A 21,160-nucleotide genomic window follows, 5' to 3' on the forward strand; every position below is an offset into this window, starting at 1 on the left:
TATAATTGGACTAAAAAAATTAAAAAAAATTACTTAATCAGGAAGTTGAATTTATCCATATTCTTCAAAGCGATACCTGTTCCACGAACAACCGCTCTTAATGGATCTTCAGCTACGAAAACCGGTAAACCAGTTTTCTTGTGAAGTCTGTCTGCAAGACCACGCAATAATGCGCCACCTCCTGCAAGATAAATTCCTGTTTTATAGATATCAGCCGCCAATTCTGGTGGAGTAAGAGAAAGTGTTTCCATTACCGCATCTTCAATTCTGATGATAGATTTGTCCAGAGCACGTGCAATTTCTTTGTAGTTCACCATAATTTCTTTTGGCTTACCCGTAATTAAATCACGTCCTTGAACTGGAATATCTTCTATATCTACATCTAATTCTTCAACAGCCGAACCAACTTCAATTTTAATTCTTTCCGCAGTTCTTTCTCCGATATATAAATTATGATGCGTTCTTAAGTAATAAGCAATATCATTGGTGAAAACATCACCTGCAATTTTTACAGATTTATCACAGACAATACCGCCCAGAGCGACAACTGCAATTTCCGTAGTTCCTCCACCTATGTCGATGATCATGTTTCCTTCTGGTTTTTGAACATCAATCCCAACTCCTATCGCAGCAGCCATTGGTTCATAAATCAAACGAACTTCTTTCGCGTTCACTTTCTGAGCAGAATCTCTTACCGCTCTTTTTTCTACTTCTGTAATTCCAGAGGGAATACAGATTACTATTTTTAAAGTTGGTTGAAAAAGTTTGCCTTTGATGCCGGGAATTTGTTTAATAAATTCCTTAATCATATGCTCTGATGCATGAAAATCTGCAATAACGCCATCTTTTAAGGGACGAATAGTTTTAATATCTTCATGGGTTTTACCCTGCATATGTTTAGCCTTTTCTCCTACAGCAATTGGCTTTCCCGTCGATCTTTCTATTGCAACAATTGAAGGTTGATCTATTACAATTTTATTGTTGTGTATAATTAACGTATTTGCCGTTCCTAAATCTATCGCAATATCTTGCGTAAACATATCGAATATCCCCATTATTTCCTGATTTTTTTAAGTATACAAAGATATAAATTTAGAACCGTTCTAAAAATTACATTCCACTAATTTTTGGTTAAAGTTTTATTAAAGTTAAGTGCCTTTTACTATAACTTTTTTCTGGGCTAATTATTTCATTTCTAAGACATAATCTTTTGATCTAAAAAACAAGAAATAAAGCTTTTATCATAGATTTTGCTGATAATCTTCATATTAGAACTCTTTCCTCAATTGATTTAAAAACCCTAAATTTGTTGCTGTCTTATGAACCAGGATCAAAACATTCACAAAACCGCTAATTTCGCCGTTCTCAGTGTCAGTTTCGAAAAAGCTGATGCTGAAACTCGGGGAAAATTTGCTTTTTTTGATGACAATATTAAAAACTTCGTAAAAGAAATTCATGAGGAAGATTTGGGGGATGCATTTGTAGTTTCTACCTGTAACAGGACGGAAATTTACACCACCACACCCAACTATCTTCTGGTTGCAGAATTATACTGCAAAATAATTGGAGTTAGTCTTACAGAATTCATGAAGTACGTGAACATTCTGAAACATGAGGAAGCTCTTAATCATTTATTTCGAGTTGCTGCAGGTTTAGAAAGTCAGATTATTGGTGATTTTGAAATTATTGGGCAAATTAAGAAAGCCTATTACCGATTTAAGAAAGAAAAGCAAAACTCCAATCCTTATTTAGAAAGAGCCATCAATTCTGCCATTCAAATTTCTAAAAGAATTAAGAATGAAACTGGCATTTCTAATGGAGCAGCATCTGTTTCTTACGCTGCCGTTCACTATATCTTAAAAAATCAAACTCAGATTTCAGATAAAAACATTTTGCTTCTCGGAGTAGGAGAAATTGGGCAGAACACCGTAGAAAATTTGGTGAAGCATGTTTATCAACCTCGAGTTAAAATTACGAATCGTAGTTTAGACAAAGCAGAGAAAATTGCAGTTAAATATAAAATTCCGCATATTGATTTTTCAGAATTTCAAGACGAACTTTCCAGAACAGATATTTTAATCGTCGCCACCGGAGCACAACACCCCATCATCAATAAATCTCATTTCCCGAACGGAAAGGAAACTTTGGTCATTGATTTATCCATTCCAAATAATGTTGACAAGGATATTACGGATAATAAAAATGTAAGTTTGGTAGATGTAGACAAGCTTTCTACTCACATTAGTGAAACCATGGTGCAGCGGCAAAAAGAAATCCCTAAAGCAGAATTGATTATTAAAGAGATGACCAAAGATTTTCTAGAGTGGGAAAAGAAAAGAAAATTAGCCCCTAATATTCATCATTTCAAAGCGGTGTTGAAAAATATGGAGCGTAATGAGATGCATAATATTTATAGAAAACATAAATATATTGGAGTAGATGATATGACTCTTTCTGAAAAAATGATTCAAAAACTAACCAACCGTTTCGCAAAATACATCATCGATAATCCTTGGAAAGCTGAAGAAATAAGCAAATTGATGCATGAGATTTTAGTAGAACAACCTCACAATGAATTCAATGAGAAGCATTAAAATAGGAACCAGAAACTCTCCACTTGCACTTTGGCAAGCGCGGGAAGTGGCCAGAAATTTACAGAATAAAAATTATAAAACAGATATAACTCCTATCCTTTCTACAGGAGATAAAAATCTAACCCAACCGCTTTATACGCTTGGAATTACAGGGATTTTCACTAAGGATTTAGACATTGCTTTACTTAATAATGAAATAGATATTGCGGTACATTCTTTAAAAGATATACCCACTGAACTTCCAGAAAATATAGAGATTATCGCCGTTTTAGAACGGGATTATCCAGAAGATGTTCTTGTACGCAAATTGAGTTCCCAAACGTTAGAAATAAAGGATCTTAAAATTGCGACGAGCAGTTTAAGACGTCGTGCTTTTTGGCTCCAAAATTACCCTGGGACAGAATTCTGTGATATCCGCGGTAACGTTCAGACGCGTTTAAATAAGCTGGAAGAACAGGATTTTGACGGTACGCTTTTTTCCTTGGCCGCCATTAAAAGAATGAACTTAGATGTTCCTTATGAACAACTTCCGATGATGATATCCGCACCTGCTCAAGGTGTTGTTGCCATTTGTGCCAGAAAAAACGATCCAGAATTAAAAGAAATTTTCACCGATATTAACCATGCGCAAACTCAGATTTGCATTGAAATTGAAAGAAGCTTTTTAAATGCATTGGAAGGTGGCTGTACGGCTCCAATTGGTGCTTTTGCGGAAATAAATGCTGAAAATGAAGTTCGTTTTATCGGAAGATTGTGTTCTTTGGATGGCGAAAATTGCATAGAAACGGACGAGATTTTTGATTGGAATCCAGCCGAAAACTTTGGACAAAAATTAGCGCAAAAAATCCTCGAAAACGGTGGGCGAGAAATTATGTCTGAAATTAAAAACTCCCATTAATTAGGAGTTCAATTCTTGAAACTGGCCTACATGAAAATTCTTTTTACAAAAAAGTTTACCAAACAATCTCTATCCAAGAAATTAGGAGCAGAATTTACCGTTGATTTTGTAGAAGTAATCAAAATTAATCCTCTGCCCGTAAAATCTTTCGAACTGAAAGCTTTATCACTCATATTTACAAGTGTTAATGCGGTAGATGCTTTTTTCAGCAATAATTTTAAACCAAATGAGAATTTTGCTGCTTGGAATTACAATAAAATATATGCAGTAGGACTACGCACCAAGGCAGCGCTCCGGAAACATGGATTTGGAACTTTCAAAGTGGCAAAGCACGCAAAAGACCTCTCGGAATTTATTATTGATAACAGCCAGAAGGAAAAATTTGTCCAATTCTGTGGCAACTTAGCTTTGGATGTTTTGGATAAAACCTTGCCGCTTCAAAATGTATCTTACCGAAAAGTAATCGTGTATGAAACGGAGCTGCTCTATCCCGAATTATCAACCACTTATGATGCGGTGTGTTTTTTTAGTCCAAGCGGAGTTCGTAGTTTTGCAAAACAAAATTCCCTGGAAAATTTAATGATTTTTTCCATCGGTGAAACCACTTCAAACGAAGTTAGAAATTTTACCAACAACCCTATAATGACAAGCAAAGAGAGCAATCTTGATGATTTGTTAAAATTAATTTCTGCACAATCTCCCAAAGGAGGAAGTGCAAAAACTTAAGAATATGATTAAAAACGACCTTTATCTAAAAGCTTTAAGAGGAGAAACTGTGGAAAGACCACCAGTTTGGATGATGAGACAAGCTGGAAGATTTTTACCAGAATTTCGCGCGCTTCGTGAGGAGTATGATTTCTTTACCAGATGTCGTACCCCAGAATTGGCGTCGGATATTACCATAATGCCTATTCGCAGATATCCTTTGGACGCAGCGATTCTCTTCTCAGATATTTTAGTGGTGCCCCAAGCAATGGGAATTGATTTTGAAATGAGAGAGGGAATTGGGCCCTGGTTAGAAAAACCCATTCGTACTTTAGAAGATGTTCAAAACATTGAAGTTCCGGATGTTAATGAAACTTTAAGATATGTTTTTGACGCTATTGAATTGACGTTGATCAAATTAGATAACGATATTCCTTTGATCGGTTTTGCCGGTTCGCCATGGACAATTTTATGTTATTGCGTAGAAGGAAAAGGTTCAAAAGCCTGGGATGTAGCAAAAAGTTTCTGTTTTAAAAATCCAGAAGCAGCGCATTTATTATTGCAAAAAATTACAGATACAACCATCGCTTATCTGAAAAGAAAAGTTGAAAAAGGCGTTTCGGCTGTTCAAGTATTTGATTCTTGGGGCGGATCTTTGTCTCCAGAAGATTACCAATTATTTTCTTGGCCTTATATCAACCAAATCGTGGAAGCATTAAGTCCTTTAACGCACGTGGTAGTTTTCGGAAAAGGATGTTGGTTTGCCTTGGAAGATATGACCATGTCCAAAGTCTCTGCTTTGGGTGTGGATTGGACCATTAAGCCAGAACTAGCGAGAACACTAACCGATCATACCATGACCTTACAAGGGAATTTTGATCCGAACAGATTAAATTCTTCCCCAGAAACCATTAAAAAAATGGTAACAGAAATGATTAATCGATTCGGGAAAGACCGATACATCGCCAATTTAGGACACGGAATTTTACCCAATATTCCTTTGGAAAATGCAGAAGCCTTTATTAGAGCGGTCGTGGATTGGAAACCGAGTTAGTCAATGAAAAATTTGGCGCGAGCGAAGCGAGCGTTATTCATGATACAAATAAGAGAAACGCATCTTCAAGGTGCGTTTCTTTTTATGATTGATATTGAGAAGGTTATATTAATTAATTAAGGTCATTCTGAATTTTACGGTGATTTAACCAGCTTTCCTTCGTAATCTCAAAATAGAGCAGTTCTACCGGATCGTCGGGAAGTTGTATTATTTTTAAATAGGTTAAGCCCAATTTTTTGATGAGGTTTTGGGAAGCGTGATTTTCCTTCGTTGTAATCGCCGATATCGTCTTCAATCCAAAATCCAAAAATGCTTTTTCCAATAACTTTGATGCTGATTCTTGACCATAACCATTGCCTTCAAATTCTTCCAGAAAGGAAAATCCGATATCGGAAACTTCCAAACCTTCCCGAGTGAAAATTCCTACGGCACCAATTTTTTGACCGTCTAATTTTCTGCGGATCAAGTAATTTCCGTACCCTAAATTTTCAAGCTGTGGTAAAAACTTTTCATTGATGTATTTTTCCGCATCTGCCACCGTGCGAAGATTTTTATCGCCGATATGTTCAATGAATTTTGGAGTGTTGTATAATCTTAAAATAAATTCGGCGTCATTCAAAGAGATTTCCTCTAAAAACAATCGCTCCGTTTCAAATTTTTTCATTTTTATAATATTGGAAATACGAGGTTAGATTGTGTATGTTTTCGCCTTCAAAAATAGAAAAATAGTGGCATAGTAATGGAATGTTAAGCGAAAATTACAATTATGAAAAATATACTTTGGAGTATTTTAGCTTCATTTGTACTTCTTTCCCTTGTGAATTGTGCGCCGAAAGTTGCGGGAGCTGATTCTTATTAGCGGGAATGGATGTTAGTAGAATTTCAAAATTTTAGTAAAGAAACATTATCCCAAAATAGAGCAAACTTGAACTTATCCGACTCAGAAAATCCTGGAAAATTCTCGGCCAATATGGGATGTAATAATGTGTTTGGTGAAGCAAAATTTAACTCAGATAGAACTGTAAAATTTTCTGCTCTAGGTTCGACCATGATGTATTGCGATAAAGCCATGAATCTTGAATCTGCTTTTCAAAAGGCACTTCCGATGATGACGAATTATAAAAGTACTGGTCTTTCGTTGTGGTTCAGCATTGTACAGGATCACATTTCTATGATCATCACCAATAGTATTGCCCCCGCTTGCTATAATTGCCCTGCTTATTTTAAAAATTAAATATACCGGAGAAAAAACTTAATTTTGTAATTACCTGAAAAGAAATAAACTATGCTGGAGAAAAAAGATCACCAATATGAAAAGGCCGTTTTAGTCGGTTTAATTACGCAACAACAAACCGAAGAAAAGGTTACAGAATATTTAGACGAACTGGAATTTCTTGCCTTCACCGCAGGAGCATCTGTCGAGAAACGGTTTACGCAACGCTTAACACAACCTGATTCCAAAACATTCGTCGGAACGGGAAAAGCGCAGGAGATAAAGAGTTACGTGGTGGAAAATGAAATCGGAACCGTTATTTTTGATGACGAACTTTCCCCCTCTCAGCTCAAGAATTTAGAAAAAGAAATGGAGGTGAAAATTCTGGATAGAACCAACCTTATTCTTGATATTTTCGCGCAACGAGCACAGACTTCTTATGCCAGAACACAAGTTGAATTAGCACAATACCAATATTTACTCCCAAGATTGAGCAAAATGTGGTCTCACCTTGATAAGCAAAAAGGGGGAATCGGTATGCGTGGTCCCGGGGAAACGGAAATTGAAACGGATCGTAGAATTATTCGGGATAGGATTACTTTACTGAAAGATAAACTCAAAATAATAGACAAACAAATGTCTACGCAAAGACAAAACCGGGGAAAAATGGTGCGCGTTGCCCTTGTTGGATACACCAATGTAGGAAAATCAACTTTGATGAATTCCATTTCCAAGTCTGAAGTTTTTGCTGAAAATAAATTGTTTGCCACCTTAGATACCACCGTTCGAAAAGTGGTGATGGGCAATCTTCCTTTTCTTTTAACGGATACCGTTGGTTTTATCAGAAAATTACCCACTCAATTGGTAGAAAGTTTTAAATCAACCTTGGATGAAGTTCGAGAAGCGGATCTGTTGATTCATGTGGTTGATATTTCTCATGAAACCTTTGAAGATCAGATTAATTCTGTGAACCAGACTTTAATGGAAATAGATGCACACCAAAAACCTATGATTATGGTGTTCAATAAAATTGATGCTTTTGCTTTCGAAGAAAAGGCGGAAGATGATTTAACACCAGAGACACGGAAAAATAAATCATTGAGCGAGTGGAAAAAAACGTGGATGTCTCATTCAAAATATCCTACTGTATTTATTTCTGCGCTCAATAAGGAAAATTTTCCTGAATTGAAAAAGCTTATCTATGACGAGGTTTTAAAAATTCATATTTCTAGATTTCCGTACAATGATTTTCTTTTTGAATATCATGAAGAAGAAGAAGAAGAAGAAGAAGAAAACTCGGATTCTGATCCCTCTTAATTCTTCGCAAAATGGTCGATTATCAGCAAATTATCAGCAAGGTTTACCACGATGTTTTACGTCAGGAAAATAAAGGAAAAGTTCCAGATTACATACCAGAATTAGCGTGTATTGAGGAGGGTAAATTTGGAATTGCTATGACTACTTTAAACAATTTCTCTGTGGAAATTGGTGATTCCGCGGAAAGATTTTCCATTCAAAGTATCTCAAAAGTTTTTGCACTTGCTTTTGTCTATGAAAAGCTGGAGGAAAAATTATGGCGCCGCGTTGATGTAGAACCTTCCGGAAATGCGTTTAATTCTTTGGTGCAAATTGAAGCAGATAACGGAATTCCTAGAAATCCTTTCATTAATGCGGGAGCAATAGTGATTTGCGATATTTTGCTCGAAATCTGCGTGGATCCAAAATCGGAAATGCTCACTTTCATACGAGGTCTCGCGGAAGATGATCAAATATTGGTGAATGAAACGGTCGCAAAAAGTGAAAGGCAAAACAGTTTTAGAAATTCTGCCTTGTGCAATTACATGAAATCTTTTGGAAACATCAGAAATAATCCTGATGACGTCATCGACTTGTATTGTACGTTGTGCGCAATAGAAATGAATTGTAATCAGTTGAGCAAAAGCTTGTTATTTCTCGCCAACGAAGGTAAGAACCCGCTTAATCATCAACAGATTTTATCCTCGAGTAAAGCAAAAAGAATCAATGCAATTTTGTTGACGTGTGGATTTTATGATGAATCTGGGGAATTCTCCTTTCGCGTAGGTTTGCCCGGAAAAAGTGGCGTAGGCGGCGGAATTGTTGCGCTATATCCACAACATTATTGCATTACGGTTTGGAGTCCAAAATTAAACAGTAAAGGAAATTCTTACCGTGGAATGAAATTCTTGGAAGCGTTTACCACACAAACGGGTGAAAGCATATTTTAATGATAACCTCAGAAATTAAAAATGCTTTGCAAGACCTCTCTTCTCCAGAAAAGGGAGAATTTTTGCCGAGATTTTTTAAAACCGGACAAGGTGAATATGCAGAAGGAGATCAATTTATAGGAGTTTCTGTCCCAGATCAAAGAATTGTTGCAAAAGGTTTTTGCTCCAAAATAAATTTGAAGCAACTAGGAGAACTTTTAAGTTCCGCAATTCATGAGCATCGCCTTTGTGCACTTTTAATGCTGGTTTTTAAATTTGAGAAAGCCAAAGACATTTCTGAAAAGCAAGAAATTGTAAATTTCTATTTGAAAAACATAAAGCACATAAACAATTGGGATTTGGTAGATACCTCATGCTACAAGATTTTAGGTCGGTATTATTTTGAAATCGAAGATGATACTGTACTCAAAAATCTTTCAGAAAAAAATCATTTGTGGAGTCAAAGAATTGCGATAGTCTCTACCATGCTTCATGTTAAAAAAGGTTCTTTCACTTTAATGAAAGCATTAGTGCTGACAAACCTAAACCATCCCCATGATTTAATGCAGAAAGCAAATGGCTGGCTTTTAAGGGAAATGGGAAAAAAGAAAGAATCCGAATTGCTATCTTTTTTAGTAGTAAATTATCAGCGAATGCCCCGAACAACTTTGCGTTATGCGATTGAAAAGTTAGATGAAAACACGCGTCAGGATTTTTTACAAGGCAGATTATGATCAAGTAAAATATCAACTAGCGGATTTGTATATTATTTTTCAAGAAGGTTGTTTTGAGAGGAAATTATAAAAGTATGCAATCGGTATGATTTTTTCACTTGTTTGCAGCTTATCAGGATTTTTTATCTTTAGAAAGCACTCCTGCCACGAAATAATTATAATTTTTCTGATTTTTTTCGTATTTTATCACAAATATTAATATGAAAATCAAAGCGCTGTACCATTGGACTTCCATTATACCACTTTTAGCTGCACTTTTCTATCTTTTTGGCTTTTTAAATAATACCACCTTTAGCAATATTACAGGTGCTATCTTGTTATTTGGGACTGTTTTAGCAGCTGTTCACCATGCAGAGGTGATTGCACACAAAGTTGGGGAACCTTATGGAACCATAATTTTAGCAATCTGTATTACGATATTGGAGGTTGGACTAATCGTTTCATTCATGTTTTCTGGGAGTGAAGGTGCCCAAACTTATGCTAGAGACACCATCTTTGCAGCAGTAATGATTATTTTAAATGGTATTCTGGGAATTTGCATTTGGGTGGGAAGTAGAAAATACAAGGAACAATTTTTCATTACCAAGTCTGCAACAACCTACTTAGTAAGTCTCGTTGCGATTCTTGTACTTACTTTAATCTTACCAAACTACACGTCCAGCGTAATTGGACCTTACTACTCAGAAAAGCAATTGATTTTTATTTCTTTGGCTTGTCTCACGATTTACGGTAGTTTTCTCATGTTTCAAACCGTTCGACACCGAAATTATTTTGTAGTAAAAACCCCAGATGATACTTTGCATGAGGCTGCTCCACCCACAATTGCTCAAACTATTGTGAGTTTAATACTCCTTATTATATGTCTCGCAATTGTAATTTTTATGGCGAAAGGATTATCTCCGGTTATTGAAGATTTTGTCGAAAACATTGGTGCGCCCAGAGCTTTGGTGGGAATTATCATCGCAGGGGTGGTCTTATTGCCGGAAGCTTTAGCTGCGATTAGAGCCGCCAGAAATAATCAAATACAATCTTCTATCAACTTAAGTTTAGGATCCGCTCTGGCAAGTGTGGGATTAACCGTTCCCGCAATTTCCGCGGTTTGTATCTATTATGATATTCCTTTTGTACTCGGACTAGATATGAAATCCATTATATTATTGGCGCTCTCCGTCTTTATTGTAATGCTCTCTTTAAGCCGTGGCAAAACGAATCATTTGTATGGGACGGTACTTTTAGTGAATTTAGCGGCCTATATTTTTACGGTTATTGTCCCTTAAATCAGCGCAGTTTGGTGGCGGTTTCCATTTTATAGCCCATTAAATTGGCAATATTTTTTGCTTTGTAAATCGCCAAGTCAGCCATTTCACCCACGAAGTTTTCTTCCACCGTCTGCGTCCACAAGCTAATCCAGTGCTCGAAATGTTTCTTTTCTAAAGGAACTTGAGCATTGATTGGAAAATGAACTGCCATCGGATTTCCTTTATAAGAGACATTTCCCAGAAGCAAAGTTTCCCAAAAGGCATACATTTTCGGCAGATGATGGGTCCAATCCACTTTGGCGATGTCTGTAAAGAAGAAACCAATCGTTTCATCTTGCCCCACTTTGTCATAAAACCGATTAACTAGAACCTCAATATCTTCGCGTGTTTCCAACTTTTTCATAGGTTCAAAATTACCATAATTATAAGGAATGGAATATGACGTTGATCAGTAAAACTATTTTCGGGGCGGACAATTCGCGCTATCCGCTCTTACTCCTCAATCAGTCGCTCCCTTCGGTCGCTCCTTCTTTGCGGGGTAACCGCTACTATCGCGGCCGCAACTTGTGATTGTAGAAAATTTAGGCGACTTTAGAAATAACGAGTATTTTTGCAGTATGAATTTGGAATTCTACAAATCCCAAGCAATTTTAAAGCAGAAAGAACACAAAAAAGTTCTGGAAAGCCTTAAAAAAAAGCCGCCCAAAAATCTAGATTATTTGGTGCAGGAAACCCATGCTGAGGTTTTTCAGAAAATTGACTGTCTTCAATGTGCAAACTGCTGTAAAACTACAGGACCGCTTTTTACGGAAAAAGACATCGAAAGAATTTCCAAACATCTTCGCCTTAAACCCGCAGAATTTGAGCAGAAATATTTGCAAACAGATGAGGATCAAGATAAAGTTTTACAGAATCTGCCCTGTTGGTTTTTAAATTCAGATAATACCTGCTCGATCTATGAAGTTCGCCCAAAAGCGTGCAGAGAGTTTCCGCACACCGACCGCAAAAAGATATATCAGATTAATCATTTGACCATAAAAAACACGTTAATCTGCCCCGCCGCCTTTGAATTTGTAGAAAAAATGAAAGAGACAATTGGCAATAATCGCTGATTTTCCAAACAAATCCTAAAGTCTTATAATTACAGTTAAACTTTACGCTTGTAAATACTTCGCTTCTCAATCGGTCGTTAAAGACTCATTAACAAGTAAAATAAGTATTATGAAAAAGTTATCAATCGCAATTGTAATGGTTGCTGCAAGTGTTTCATTCGTAAACGCACAAAGTACAGACACGGCGAAGAAAATGGAAACAACTGCAGAGCAGGAAATGAAAACTGAAGTTGCGGTAGAAGCACAATCTATGAAGGTAGATACGGTAGAAGCTGTAATTGTAGAAGATACTGGAGTAAAAGCTGAAGCAGCAGTACAAGTAGAGCCACAAACTGAAGCTAAAAAAGCAAGAAAAAAAGGAAATTCTAAAATGAAAAAGGAAGAAGCTTTATAAGAGCTTACCAATCCTGCACAAATGCAGGATTTTTTTGGACCAAAATAAAAAGCATCGAAATTTCGATGCTTTTTATCCTTTCAATTTACTTTTTTCCCATATTCCCGGGACAGGATTTATGAATAAAAAATCCGCAGCAAGCTGCGGATCTTATTTTTATACGACTCCTTGAGCCAACATTGCTTCTGCTACTTTCACGAAACCGGCAATATTTGCGCCTTTTACATAATTTACATAGCCATCATCTTCTTTCCCATAATCTCTACACGCCTTGTGAATTCCGATCATAATTTCTTTTAATCTTGCATCCACTTCCTCGGAACTCCAATTTAATCGAATAGAATTTTGCGTCATCTCTAAACCAGAGGTTGCAACACCACCCGCATTAGAGGCTTTACCTGGGGAAAACAAAACTTTGTTATCTAAGAAATAATTAATTGCATCCAAAGTTGAAGGCATATTGGCAGCTTCTGTTACACAGATTACGCCGTTTTCTACTAAAACTTGTGCATCTTCTAAAGACAATTCATTCTGCGTTGCAGATGGAATAGCCACATCACATTTAACTTCCCACGGTCTTTTGCCCGCATGAAATTCTGCATTCGGATATTTTTTAATATAGTCTTCAGCTCTGTTATTGCCAGTAGATCTAAGTTCTAAAAGGGTATTGATTTTTTCGCCGCTAATTCCGTCCTTGTCATAAATATAACCATCTGGACCAGAGATAGTAACCACTTTACCACCTAATTCTTCTACTTTTTTCACAACTCCCCAAGCTACGTTTCCAAATCCAGAAACAGTAACAATTTTGTCTTTGAAAGTTTCGTTGATGGTTTTCAGCATTTGCTCTGCGAAATAAACTACTCCATAACCTGTAGCTTCTGGACGAATCAATGAACCACCGTACGCTAAACCTTTTCCAGTTAAAACGCCTGTAAATTCATTTCTAATTTTTTTGTACTGCCCAAATAAGTAGCCAATTTCTCTGGCACCAACACCGATATCTCCTGCGGGAACATCTGTTTCTGGACCGATATATTTGCATAGTTCCGTCATGAAAGCTTGGCAAAAACGCATTACTTCCATATCGGATTTTCCTTGTGGATCAAAATCTGCACCTCCTTTACCACCGCCCATTGGCAATGTAGTTAAGGAATTTTTAAAAGTTTGCTCAAACGCCAAAAACTTTAAAACCGAAAGATTTACGGTAGGATGAAAGCGAATTCCACCTTTGTAAGGTCCAATCGCAGAATTCATTTGGATTCGAAAACCTCTGTTCACCTGAATTTCTCCTTTGTCATCAACCCAAGGAACGCGGAAAATAATACTTCTTTCCGGCTCAGCCATTCTTTCCAAAAGTTTCATCCCGTTGTATTCCTTTCGCGTAGCCACAAATGGAATTACAGTCATAGCAACTTCTTTTACCGCTTGTAAAAATTCTGGTTCGTTTGGATTTTTTGCCTCGATTTTGGCAATAAATTCTTGGATTTTTTGATCAACATTATAATGTTCCATAGAGAGAGATTGTTATCTAAACAAATTTAATTTTTTTTTCAAAACAGACAATACAATTTGTGCATTTGATGGTTTTTCAAGGATTGTTACAATTGCTTTAATTAAAAGTAGAAATACTGCGTTTAACATATCAAAAAATCAAGAATTCTTCCGAAATGTTTTTTTTAAAAATGAGTAAAATATTAAATTGCCAAATATTGTCTGCCAGAAAGTGCTTTCACCCGTCCAGAAATCTCTAAATCTAATAAATCTGGTAAAATTTTAAAAGTTGGGAGTCCTATATTTTCAGAAATTTCATCTAAGGAAATGGATTTTTTCCTATCCAATACTTTCATAATATTCTTTTGATTATCAGATAGTTGAATTGAAATCTCGGAAAATGGAAAAAGTTCGCCCACTTTTTCCTGCGCACCAGAAAAACCTAATTGATCTGCAAGACCAGAAATTGTGGAAATTGTTTTGGCCTTATTTTGAAATATTAATTGATTACAACCTTGGCTGGATTCATCTGTGATTTTCCCGGGTAAGGCATAGACTTCTCGATTATAATTATTAGCAAACGTGGCAGTACTCACAGAGCCACCGCCGAAAGCAGTTTCTACCACAATTGTAGCCTCAGATAATCCAGCAATCACACGATTTCTTTGAATAAAATTTTCCCGGTCAGGCTTTTGAGAGGAATTAAATTCTGTAAATAAAACGCCATTTTCCTGAAGAATGCGTTCGGATAATTTGCGGTTTTTTGAAGGGTAAAAAGTGTGAAAACCATGTGCTAAAACGCCGATTGTTGAAATATTGTTTTGGATTGAATATTCATGAACTTCAGTATCTACGCCCAAAGCTAAGCCGCTCACGGTGACCATATTCTTACCTTTGGAATCCGCCAAAAAATCATGAATAAAATTTTTACCGTAAGAAGTTATTTTACGGGTACCTACGATGCTTACGGATTTTAAAGTGTCATTAAATTCTCCTTTTTGATAAAGGATTGCAGGTGCATCTTCACATTCATTGAGTAATTCCGGCAGTTCATTGAGATGGCGCAGGTTAATTCTGATGTCGTTTTTCTCGCAAAATTTCAATTCTTTTTCTGCGAATGTCAAGTGGGCTGAATTGCCAATTTCTAAAGATATTCTTCTTCCAATACCATAAATATTATGGAGTCCAGATTTTGAAAGTTCCCAAACTTCCTGAGCTGATCCTACTTCTCGAATTAATTTCCGGAAGATCACATCACCAATTAAGGGACAATGCCGAAGAGCAATAGCGTAAAGAACTTCTTCAGAGAACATTGTTTTTTTTCAAATTTAAATAAAATTATTTGTTTTTTCTGATCTCATCTAAATAGTCCCATACATCATCTTTCTTTTTATAGGGCAGTTCCAAAAAATCGTCGGGATGGTTCATTCTATACTCTTCCCACAACTTATCATCTTTTTCACTGTAATAATTGGGGAGTTGCCAAATAAACTTTCTCTTCTTTTCCCCATTTTTCCGGAAAATCAGAGCCAACATTATTCCTACTACAGCGCCCGAAAGATGAGACTGCCAAGAAATTCTGCTCGGTTGCTCCAAGTTTGAAAATAGTTCTTCGGGTAAAACACCCCAGATTAAACTTCCATAATAGAGTGCAACCACCATAGAAACAGTAAGCAACTTCATATCCCATCGGAAAAGACCACTAAAGAAAAGGAAAAAGGCCAAAACATAAACAATTCCACTTGCCCCAATAATGCAAACACTATTAAACTCACCCGTAAAAATATCTATGGGTGGCAAAAGCCAAACGAGAAATCCCGTAACAAACCAACCAAGGAAAAAAACTTTTTTTGCTATTGAGGGATAGAATTGAAAGAGCAGATAAACCAAAACAAAAGTAGGAACGGAGTTTCCGAAAATATGATCCAAACCGCCGTGTAGTAAAGGAGAAAACAAAATACCTTTCAATCCATCGGGATTGAGTGGGATAATTGCACCGCTACATCCTTCGATTAAACCGAAATTTTGCAGGATAAATCCAACCCACATTGCGGCAACCATTAATGCTGCCTTTAATACAGCTTGGAAATCGAAAGTATCTTTCAACATACATCGGTTTTTGTCAAAAGTGCTGCCACAATTTTATTTGAGTAAATATGGCTATAAGTTTTTAAATTTTCGAAAAAATAGAGACAAAAAGTTCTAAATACAGACTTTAAATTTTAAGGATTATAGAGTTTATCCTACCTTTGTGCGCTATGAGAAAGTTATTATTGATTGGCGCCTTATTAATCACTTCCGGGGAATTTTTCTCCCAAATTAACACCGATATTTTAAAAGAGATTGATTCTATTTCCCAAAAAAGATGGGATTCCGTGGCGCTAGATTTTGATAGTCTATCTAATCCTAAGTTCGTAAATTTTGATATTCATTTTAATGATACTATTGTCATTCGGGATGAAGTGGTAGTTCCCAATCTGACGGAAAGTATACCAATTACCCCTTATAATATTATGAAATTATCCACAACTAAAAGGTGGTTTTATTTCGGTCAGAATAATTTGGTTTTCAATCAGTCTTCCTTTTCTAACTGGAATTCTGGAGGGAATAACAATATAGGAATTATCGGGAAAATCAATTATAATCTAAGTTATAAAGATGGCAAACATTTCTTGGATAATAATCTGCAACTCGGTTATGGCTTTGTCTCTTCGGAAGGTGAATCATCCAGAAAAACTGAAGATTATATCAATTTAATGAGCAATTATGGATATGATATTGGTAAAGACTTTTATCTTTCTACCGGTTTTCAATTTCTCTCCCAATTTTCTCCGGGATATAATTATTCCTTAACCCCAGATCCGGCTTATGAAAATAGGATCTCTAAATTTATGGCACCTGGTTATTTAAATGCGGGTATCGGGGTTTCTTACAATCCAAATGAAAATTTTCAAGTTATTTTCCGTCCTTTAAACGGTAAATTTACCTTCGTTACCGATCCTTTTCTGCAAAAAGCGGGTAGATATGGGTTAGAAAGAGATGGGCAAAGTGTTCGTTCAGAATTAGGTGCCTTGTTAAATGTTCTTTACAGAATTAATATTTACAAGGACATTAACTTGGTAAACCGCGTTAATTTTTTTAGCAGTTATGCGGATCATCCAGAGCGGGTAGATATTTCTTACAATGGAACCTTAAATATTCGATTCAATAAATTTATTTCTACGGTGGTCAGTTTAGATCTTTTGTATGATCATGACCAGTTGGAAAAACTACAAATGAAACAAACGTTGGGCGTTGGTTTCTCTTATAATTTGGGGTATAAAAATGAGGAAAAGAATTCTAAACTAATCAAACCTTTTATAGTAAAGTAGTATATAATTGATAATTATAGGCTTTTAAAGCTCTGTTAACACTTTGATTATCAGAATTTAACACTTGTGGCGTGAAAATTGAAGCTTACTTCTGTAATAATTAAAAATTTACAAGATGAAAAAGTTATTATTATCAGCGTTTCTTTTAGGAACATTTACATTTGGATATTCTCAATCGGCATATTATAATGATTACCGAAGCAATGTAACCAATACAAACTGGGAGACCATTGCTGCCAATTTATTACTAAGCTCAACACAAAAGCAGCAGCTGTTCAATTTGAACAATCAATATCCTACGTACGACTCTTGGAATAGAGAATACGCAAATCAGCCCGCAAGATGGTCTACAGATCGTTTTAGTTCTATCCAAAGAATTATGGGAAATGATAAATACACAAAGTATAAAAATAAATATTACAAAGGTCAAAATCCTGTAGCAGTTTACAACAGAAGTAAAAATACTGACGCACGTAAAAAACACCTAACGCAAAAGGTGAAACAAAGAAAAAATTCTACCAATTCTGTACAGTATTCAAAGGGTAAAAAACCTGTGAATGTTGGTCAAAGTAAGGGGCAGGGTAAGAGCAACGGAAAAGGCAAAAAATAAAAGATAAAACTTTTAAAAATTTACCATTCGTAAAAGGCCGGCTTTAGGTTGAAATTCTAGCCGGCTTTTTTATATTTTAACAGCATTAGAAATACCAAATTTCTACTCAATAACGTTCTAAAGGGAACACTTTTTAAAAACACGTAAATTATTTAACAAAAATGAAAAATTTAATCTTATCCTTAAGTACAATTATTCTGGTTGCATTTACTTCTTGTAAATCAGATGACAGTGCAGGTAATGCAACGCTGAAGGTTAATTTAACAGATGCCCCTGCAAAATATGATAAAGTAGAGATCGATATACAAAAACTTGAGCTGGGCACGGGTAATGGAGGATTTACCACACTGAATCTTGCAAATGCTGGAATTTATAATATTTTAGATTTAAACAACGGAGTAGATGCATTATTAGGTGAAACAGTTTTGCCTGCAGGAAATGTATCACAGCTAAGAATGATTTTAGGTACTGAAAATTATGTTACAGTTGATGGCATACGTTATCCTTTAGCTACGCCTTCTGCACAACAATCAGGTTTAAAATTGAGTTGGAATGAAACATTGGAACCAGATGGAGCTTATGAAATCTGGTTAGACTTTGATGCGGATAAATCTATTGTAAAACAAGGAAATGGATCTTATTCCTTAAAGCCAGTCATTCGTCTATTTAGTAAATTAACAGATGGACAGGTAAAAGGTTATGTTTTGCCGGCAGAATCTCAAACGGTAGTAAAGCTGATCAATCCTACAACCAATGAAGTGGTTGCATCCGCGATACCTGAAGGAAACGGATACTTTATGTTTAGAGGTATTGCAGAAGGTAACTATAAATTAATGTTTGATGCTTTAGATACTACACCTTACAATGATGTAACAAAAGACGTTGTGGTGTCCTACGGTAAAATTCTAGATGCAGGTACTACCACTTTAGTGCAGTAACTTCCATTTTTAAATAAAAAAAAACCTGCATTTTGCAGGTTTTTTTTTACACATTCCAAAACTCCCGATCCAAACTTCTGTATTGGATCGCTTCTGCGATATGCGAGGAATTTAAATTTGCAACCAATTCTAAATCTGCGATGGTACGGGAAACTTTCAAAATTCGATCATAAGCTCTTGCAGAAAGATTAAGTTTTTCCATAGCAACTTTGATGAGATTTTTCGAGGCTTCATCAAGTTCACAAAACTTTTCTATTTCTTTCGGACCCATTTGCGCATTGTAATGAATATTTGCATCTTTATATCTTTCGGTTTGTATATCTCTCGCTTTTAAAACCCGCTCCCTGATTTCATTGCTTTGTTCTCCTTTCCTTTTGTCAGAAAGTTGATCAAATTCTACTTTTTGAACCTCAATATGAATATCAATCCGATCTAAAAGCGGACCCGAAAGCTTATTCATATATCGCTGCATTTCAAATTGGGAAGATGTATTGTTCGGATCATCTGGAAAATAACCACTCGGACTCGGATTCATGCTTGCGATCAGCATAAAACTTGCGGGATAATTCACCGTAAACTTGGCGCGAGAGATGGTGACTTCGCGATCTTCCAAAGGTTGGCGCATTACTTCCAGAACTGTTCGTTTGAATTCCGGCATTTCGTCTAAAAATAGAACACCGTTGTGCGCCAAAGAAATTTCGCCAGGTTGCGGATAACTTCCGCCACCAACGAGTGCCACATCTGAAATCGTATGATGCGGACTTCGAAAAGGGCGAACCGTCATTAAAGATGTTTCTGTTCCAATTTTTCCAGCGACAGAATGAATTTTTGTGGTTTCTAAAGCTTCTTTTAAAGTTAATGGTGGCAAAATACTCGGAACTCTTTTCGCGAGCATTGTTTTTCCACTTCCAGGTGGACCGATGAGAATAATATTATGACCACCTGCAGCTGCAACTTCCATGGCGCGTTTTGCGGTTTCCTGACCTTTGACTTCTGAAAAATCGAAAGGAAAGAAGTTGATTTTATCCTGAAATTCTTTTCGCGTATCTAAAATGGTTCTTTCCAAAGGAATATCCTCATTAAAGAAATCTATGACTTGCTTAATATTTTCTATCCCATAAACTTCCAATTGATCTACAATAGCAGCTTCTCGAATGTTTTGAAGCGGTAAAATAATCCCTTTGAAACCTTCTTCCCGCGCTTTAATGGCGATGGGCAAAACACCTTTGATAGGCAATAGTCCTCCGTCTAAGGACAATTCTCCCATGATGATATATTCCCCGATATTAACGGCTTTAATCTGTTCCGAAGCAGCTAGAATTCCCAGAGCGATACTTAAATCATACGCTGATCCTTCTTTACGTAAATCGGCGGGCGCCATGTTGATGGTAATTTTTTTGCCAGGAATTTTAAAACCGACATTCTTTAGCGCGGCAGAAATGCGGTAGCTGCTTTCTTTGATGGCATTATCTGGAAGACCTACCAAATGATAACCAACGCCAGAAGTATCTACGTTCACCTCAATTGTAATCGTTTGCGCAGAAACTCCAAAAATGGCACTTCCATAAACTTTTACGAGCATAATTTGTGTTTAGAGATTAAAATTAGTAAAAATTGGCGGATTTACGATGAACTTTATTTCAGGTTGTTTATGAGGTAGACTTTTACTTGTGGTATGTATATTGCAACTTCCGCAACGTAATTTCATGACAAAGAATAACATGTGATTACGTAAAATTTAAAAGACTCATACAATGAAATTTAATGTAAAAATAACTAGCGCATCAACCCTTGAAGAGATTGAAAATTACTGGAAAAATGAAGATTATATAAAACTTTTAGGATTATTCGACTTTCCGGACGCTAACACTATAAAGGTAGAGAATCTAAGAGAAATGCTTTTCATGGCAATCAGTGATTTTGAACCGAATGAAGCAGCGAAGATTTTATTGACGTACCAATTATCAGAAAATTTAAATGAAGGTCAGATTGATCAAATATCGAATGATATGTTATTGGATAGAATCTGTGAAGAGTATCCAGAAATAGATTTGCATTTCGCTTTATTTAATATCAACCAACTTTTATTCAAAGCTTTCAATGGAAAATTTCCTAATGCTAGTGCAACTAAGGTGGAGTTTACGATCGAAGCCTTAGAAAAATTTGAAGGGGAATTTACGAAAGAGGTTATTTTAAAAGCTTTAAGTCGTGGATTATCTGATAGCAATATCATTAAACGCTTATTTGCCGATCAAATGTCAACCGATTTGCGTTTTGAAGAAGCGGAAGATATTATATGGAAATTAGTGGAAGAAGAAGGTAGCAATTTTTCCTTAATCACTTCTGAATATTGGCTTAACAAGAACGAAATCATTGCCTCAGAATTCGAAGGTGAAAGTTTATTGGCAGAAATTCAGGAGGAATAATTTCAAGAATTTTCAAAAAATATAATTCCTACTCGAATAAAATAAAAAAAACTCCTCAATTTCTTGAGGAGTTTTGGGTGGGCCCTGAGGGATTCGAACCCCCGACCGCTCCCGATTTAAATCGGGATGCTCT

General features: G+C 36.1%; 22 protein-coding genes. 15 read left to right on the forward strand and 7 right to left on the reverse strand.

Features of this window, described 5'->3' with window-relative positions:
- Positions 1–29: 29 nt before the first annotated feature.
- The gene (locus tag RCH13_RS11750) at positions 30–1,055 is read right to left on the reverse strand and encodes a rod shape-determining protein (protein ID WP_326987440.1); all 1,026 of its coding nucleotides are present in this window, start codon (positions 1,053–1,055) and stop codon (positions 30–32) included.
- Between the two features lie 264 nt (positions 1,056–1,319).
- Here RCH13_RS11750 and hemA point away from each other — a divergent pair, with 264 nt between their 5' ends.
- Genes hemA through hemE form a run of 4 tightly spaced genes read left to right on the forward strand, consistent with a single transcriptional unit; the run spans position 1,320 to position 5,251 of the window.
- Positions 1,320–2,594 (forward strand): glutamyl-tRNA reductase, encoded by a 1,275-nt coding sequence (gene hemA, locus RCH13_RS11755; RefSeq protein ID WP_326987441.1) that lies wholly within the window; start codon positions 1,320–1,322, stop codon positions 2,592–2,594.
- Entirely contained in the window at positions 2,581–3,492 is a 912-nt protein-coding gene (gene hemC / locus RCH13_RS11760; protein WP_326987442.1) for a hydroxymethylbilane synthase, read from the forward strand. The genes hemA and hemC overlap by 14 nt, the downstream gene beginning before the upstream one ends.
- Positions 3,493–3,522: 30 nt before the next feature.
- Positions 3,523–4,218 carry a uroporphyrinogen-III synthase gene (locus RCH13_RS11765; protein WP_326987443.1) on the forward strand — a complete coding sequence of 232 codons (696 nt, stop codon included), beginning with the start codon at positions 3,523–3,525 and terminating at the stop codon, positions 4,216–4,218.
- Between the two features lie 4 nt (positions 4,219–4,222).
- Complete coding sequence (gene hemE, locus RCH13_RS11770; protein ID WP_326987444.1) at positions 4,223–5,251, forward strand: uroporphyrinogen decarboxylase; 1,029 nt, start codon at positions 4,223–4,225, stop codon at positions 5,249–5,251.
- A 112-nt stretch (positions 5,252–5,363) separates the two neighbouring features.
- On the opposite strand, the gene RCH13_RS11775 is transcribed toward hemE, so the two are convergent.
- Complete coding sequence (locus RCH13_RS11775) at positions 5,364–5,915, reverse strand: GNAT family N-acetyltransferase (protein WP_326987445.1); 552 nt, start codon at positions 5,913–5,915, stop codon at positions 5,364–5,366.
- A gap of 204 nt (positions 5,916–6,119) precedes the next feature.
- Between RCH13_RS11775 and RCH13_RS11780 the strand changes: the two genes are divergently transcribed.
- The 5 genes from RCH13_RS11780 (at position 6,120) to RCH13_RS11800 (ending at position 10,700) form a co-directional block, all read left to right on the forward strand.
- A complete protein-coding gene (locus tag RCH13_RS11780) occupies positions 6,120–6,485 on the forward strand; it encodes an META domain-containing protein (protein WP_326987446.1) in 366 nt (121 codons plus the stop codon).
- A gap of 51 nt (positions 6,486–6,536) precedes the next feature.
- A complete protein-coding gene (gene hflX, locus RCH13_RS11785) occupies positions 6,537–7,781 on the forward strand; it encodes a GTPase HflX (RefSeq protein ID WP_326987447.1) in 1,245 nt (414 codons plus the stop codon).
- 11 nt (positions 7,782–7,792) lie between these two features.
- Positions 7,793–8,710: a glutaminase gene (locus RCH13_RS11790; protein ID WP_326987448.1), complete on the forward strand. Its 918-nt coding sequence runs from the start codon at positions 7,793–7,795 to the stop codon at positions 8,708–8,710.
- Entirely contained in the window at positions 8,710–9,423 is a 714-nt protein-coding gene (locus RCH13_RS11795) for a DNA alkylation repair protein (RefSeq protein ID WP_326987449.1), read from the forward strand. Before RCH13_RS11790 ends, RCH13_RS11795 begins: the two co-directional genes overlap by 1 nt.
- A 200-nt stretch (positions 9,424–9,623) precedes the next feature.
- Positions 9,624–10,700 (forward strand): calcium:proton antiporter, encoded by a 1,077-nt coding sequence (locus tag RCH13_RS11800; RefSeq protein ID WP_326987450.1) that lies wholly within the window; start codon positions 9,624–9,626, stop codon positions 10,698–10,700.
- 1 nt (position 10,701) lies between these two features.
- Here RCH13_RS11800 and RCH13_RS11805 read toward each other — a convergent pair whose 3' ends face one another.
- Positions 10,702–11,085, reverse strand: coding sequence for a group III truncated hemoglobin (locus RCH13_RS11805; RefSeq protein WP_326987451.1), 384 nt, complete (start codon positions 11,083–11,085; stop codon positions 10,702–10,704).
- Between the two features lie 214 nt (positions 11,086–11,299).
- Here RCH13_RS11805 and RCH13_RS11810 point away from each other — a divergent pair, with 214 nt between their 5' ends.
- Positions 11,300–11,794, forward strand: coding sequence for a YkgJ family cysteine cluster protein (locus tag RCH13_RS11810; RefSeq protein ID WP_326987452.1), 495 nt, complete (start codon positions 11,300–11,302; stop codon positions 11,792–11,794).
- A 109-nt stretch (positions 11,795–11,903) separates the two neighbouring features.
- Complete coding sequence (locus RCH13_RS11815; RefSeq protein WP_326987453.1) at positions 11,904–12,188, forward strand: hypothetical protein; 285 nt, start codon at positions 11,904–11,906, stop codon at positions 12,186–12,188.
- Positions 12,189–12,344: 156 nt separating this feature from the next.
- On the opposite strand, the gene gdhA is transcribed toward RCH13_RS11815, so the two are convergent.
- The 3 genes from gdhA to RCH13_RS11830 all read right to left on the reverse strand — a co-directional run bounded on the left by gdhA (position 12,345) and on the right by RCH13_RS11830 (position 15,791).
- Entirely contained in the window at positions 12,345–13,703 is a 1,359-nt protein-coding gene (gdhA, locus tag RCH13_RS11820; RefSeq protein ID WP_326987454.1) for an NADP-specific glutamate dehydrogenase, read from the reverse strand.
- 182 nt (positions 13,704–13,885) lie between these two features.
- The gene (gene dprA, locus RCH13_RS11825) at positions 13,886–14,995 is read right to left on the reverse strand and encodes a DNA-processing protein DprA (RefSeq protein WP_326987455.1); all 1,110 of its coding nucleotides are present in this window, start codon (positions 14,993–14,995) and stop codon (positions 13,886–13,888) included.
- A gap of 25 nt (positions 14,996–15,020) precedes the next feature.
- The gene (locus RCH13_RS11830) at positions 15,021–15,791 is read right to left on the reverse strand and encodes a rhomboid family intramembrane serine protease (protein WP_326987456.1); all 771 of its coding nucleotides are present in this window, start codon (positions 15,789–15,791) and stop codon (positions 15,021–15,023) included.
- Positions 15,792–15,940: 149 nt separating this feature from the next.
- Between RCH13_RS11830 and RCH13_RS11835 the strand changes: the two genes are divergently transcribed.
- The 3 genes from RCH13_RS11835 (at position 15,941) to RCH13_RS11845 (ending at position 18,601) form a co-directional block, all read left to right on the forward strand.
- On the forward strand, positions 15,941–17,053 hold the full coding sequence (locus tag RCH13_RS11835) for a DUF3078 domain-containing protein (RefSeq protein ID WP_326987457.1): 1,113 nt from the start codon (positions 15,941–15,943) through the stop codon (positions 17,051–17,053).
- 115 nt (positions 17,054–17,168) lie between these two features.
- Positions 17,169–17,663 (forward strand): hypothetical protein, encoded by a 495-nt coding sequence (locus RCH13_RS11840; RefSeq protein ID WP_326987458.1) that lies wholly within the window; start codon positions 17,169–17,171, stop codon positions 17,661–17,663.
- A 161-nt stretch (positions 17,664–17,824) separates the two neighbouring features.
- Complete coding sequence (locus tag RCH13_RS11845) at positions 17,825–18,601, forward strand: DUF4382 domain-containing protein (RefSeq protein WP_326987459.1); 777 nt, start codon at positions 17,825–17,827, stop codon at positions 18,599–18,601.
- Positions 18,602–18,647: 46 nt separating this feature from the next.
- On the opposite strand, the gene RCH13_RS11850 is transcribed toward RCH13_RS11845, so the two are convergent.
- Positions 18,648–20,183, reverse strand: coding sequence for a YifB family Mg chelatase-like AAA ATPase (locus RCH13_RS11850; protein ID WP_326987460.1), 1,536 nt, complete (start codon positions 20,181–20,183; stop codon positions 18,648–18,650).
- Positions 20,184–20,355: 172 nt separating this feature from the next.
- Between RCH13_RS11850 and RCH13_RS11855 the strand changes: the two genes are divergently transcribed.
- The gene (locus RCH13_RS11855) at positions 20,356–21,027 is read left to right on the forward strand and encodes a hypothetical protein (RefSeq protein WP_326987461.1); all 672 of its coding nucleotides are present in this window, start codon (positions 20,356–20,358) and stop codon (positions 21,025–21,027) included.
- Positions 21,028–21,160: the final 133 nt, after the last annotated feature.

The organism is Chryseobacterium sp. MP_3.2 (assembly GCF_035984805.1).
Taxonomy (GTDB): domain Bacteria; phylum Bacteroidota; class Bacteroidia; order Flavobacteriales; family Weeksellaceae; genus Kaistella.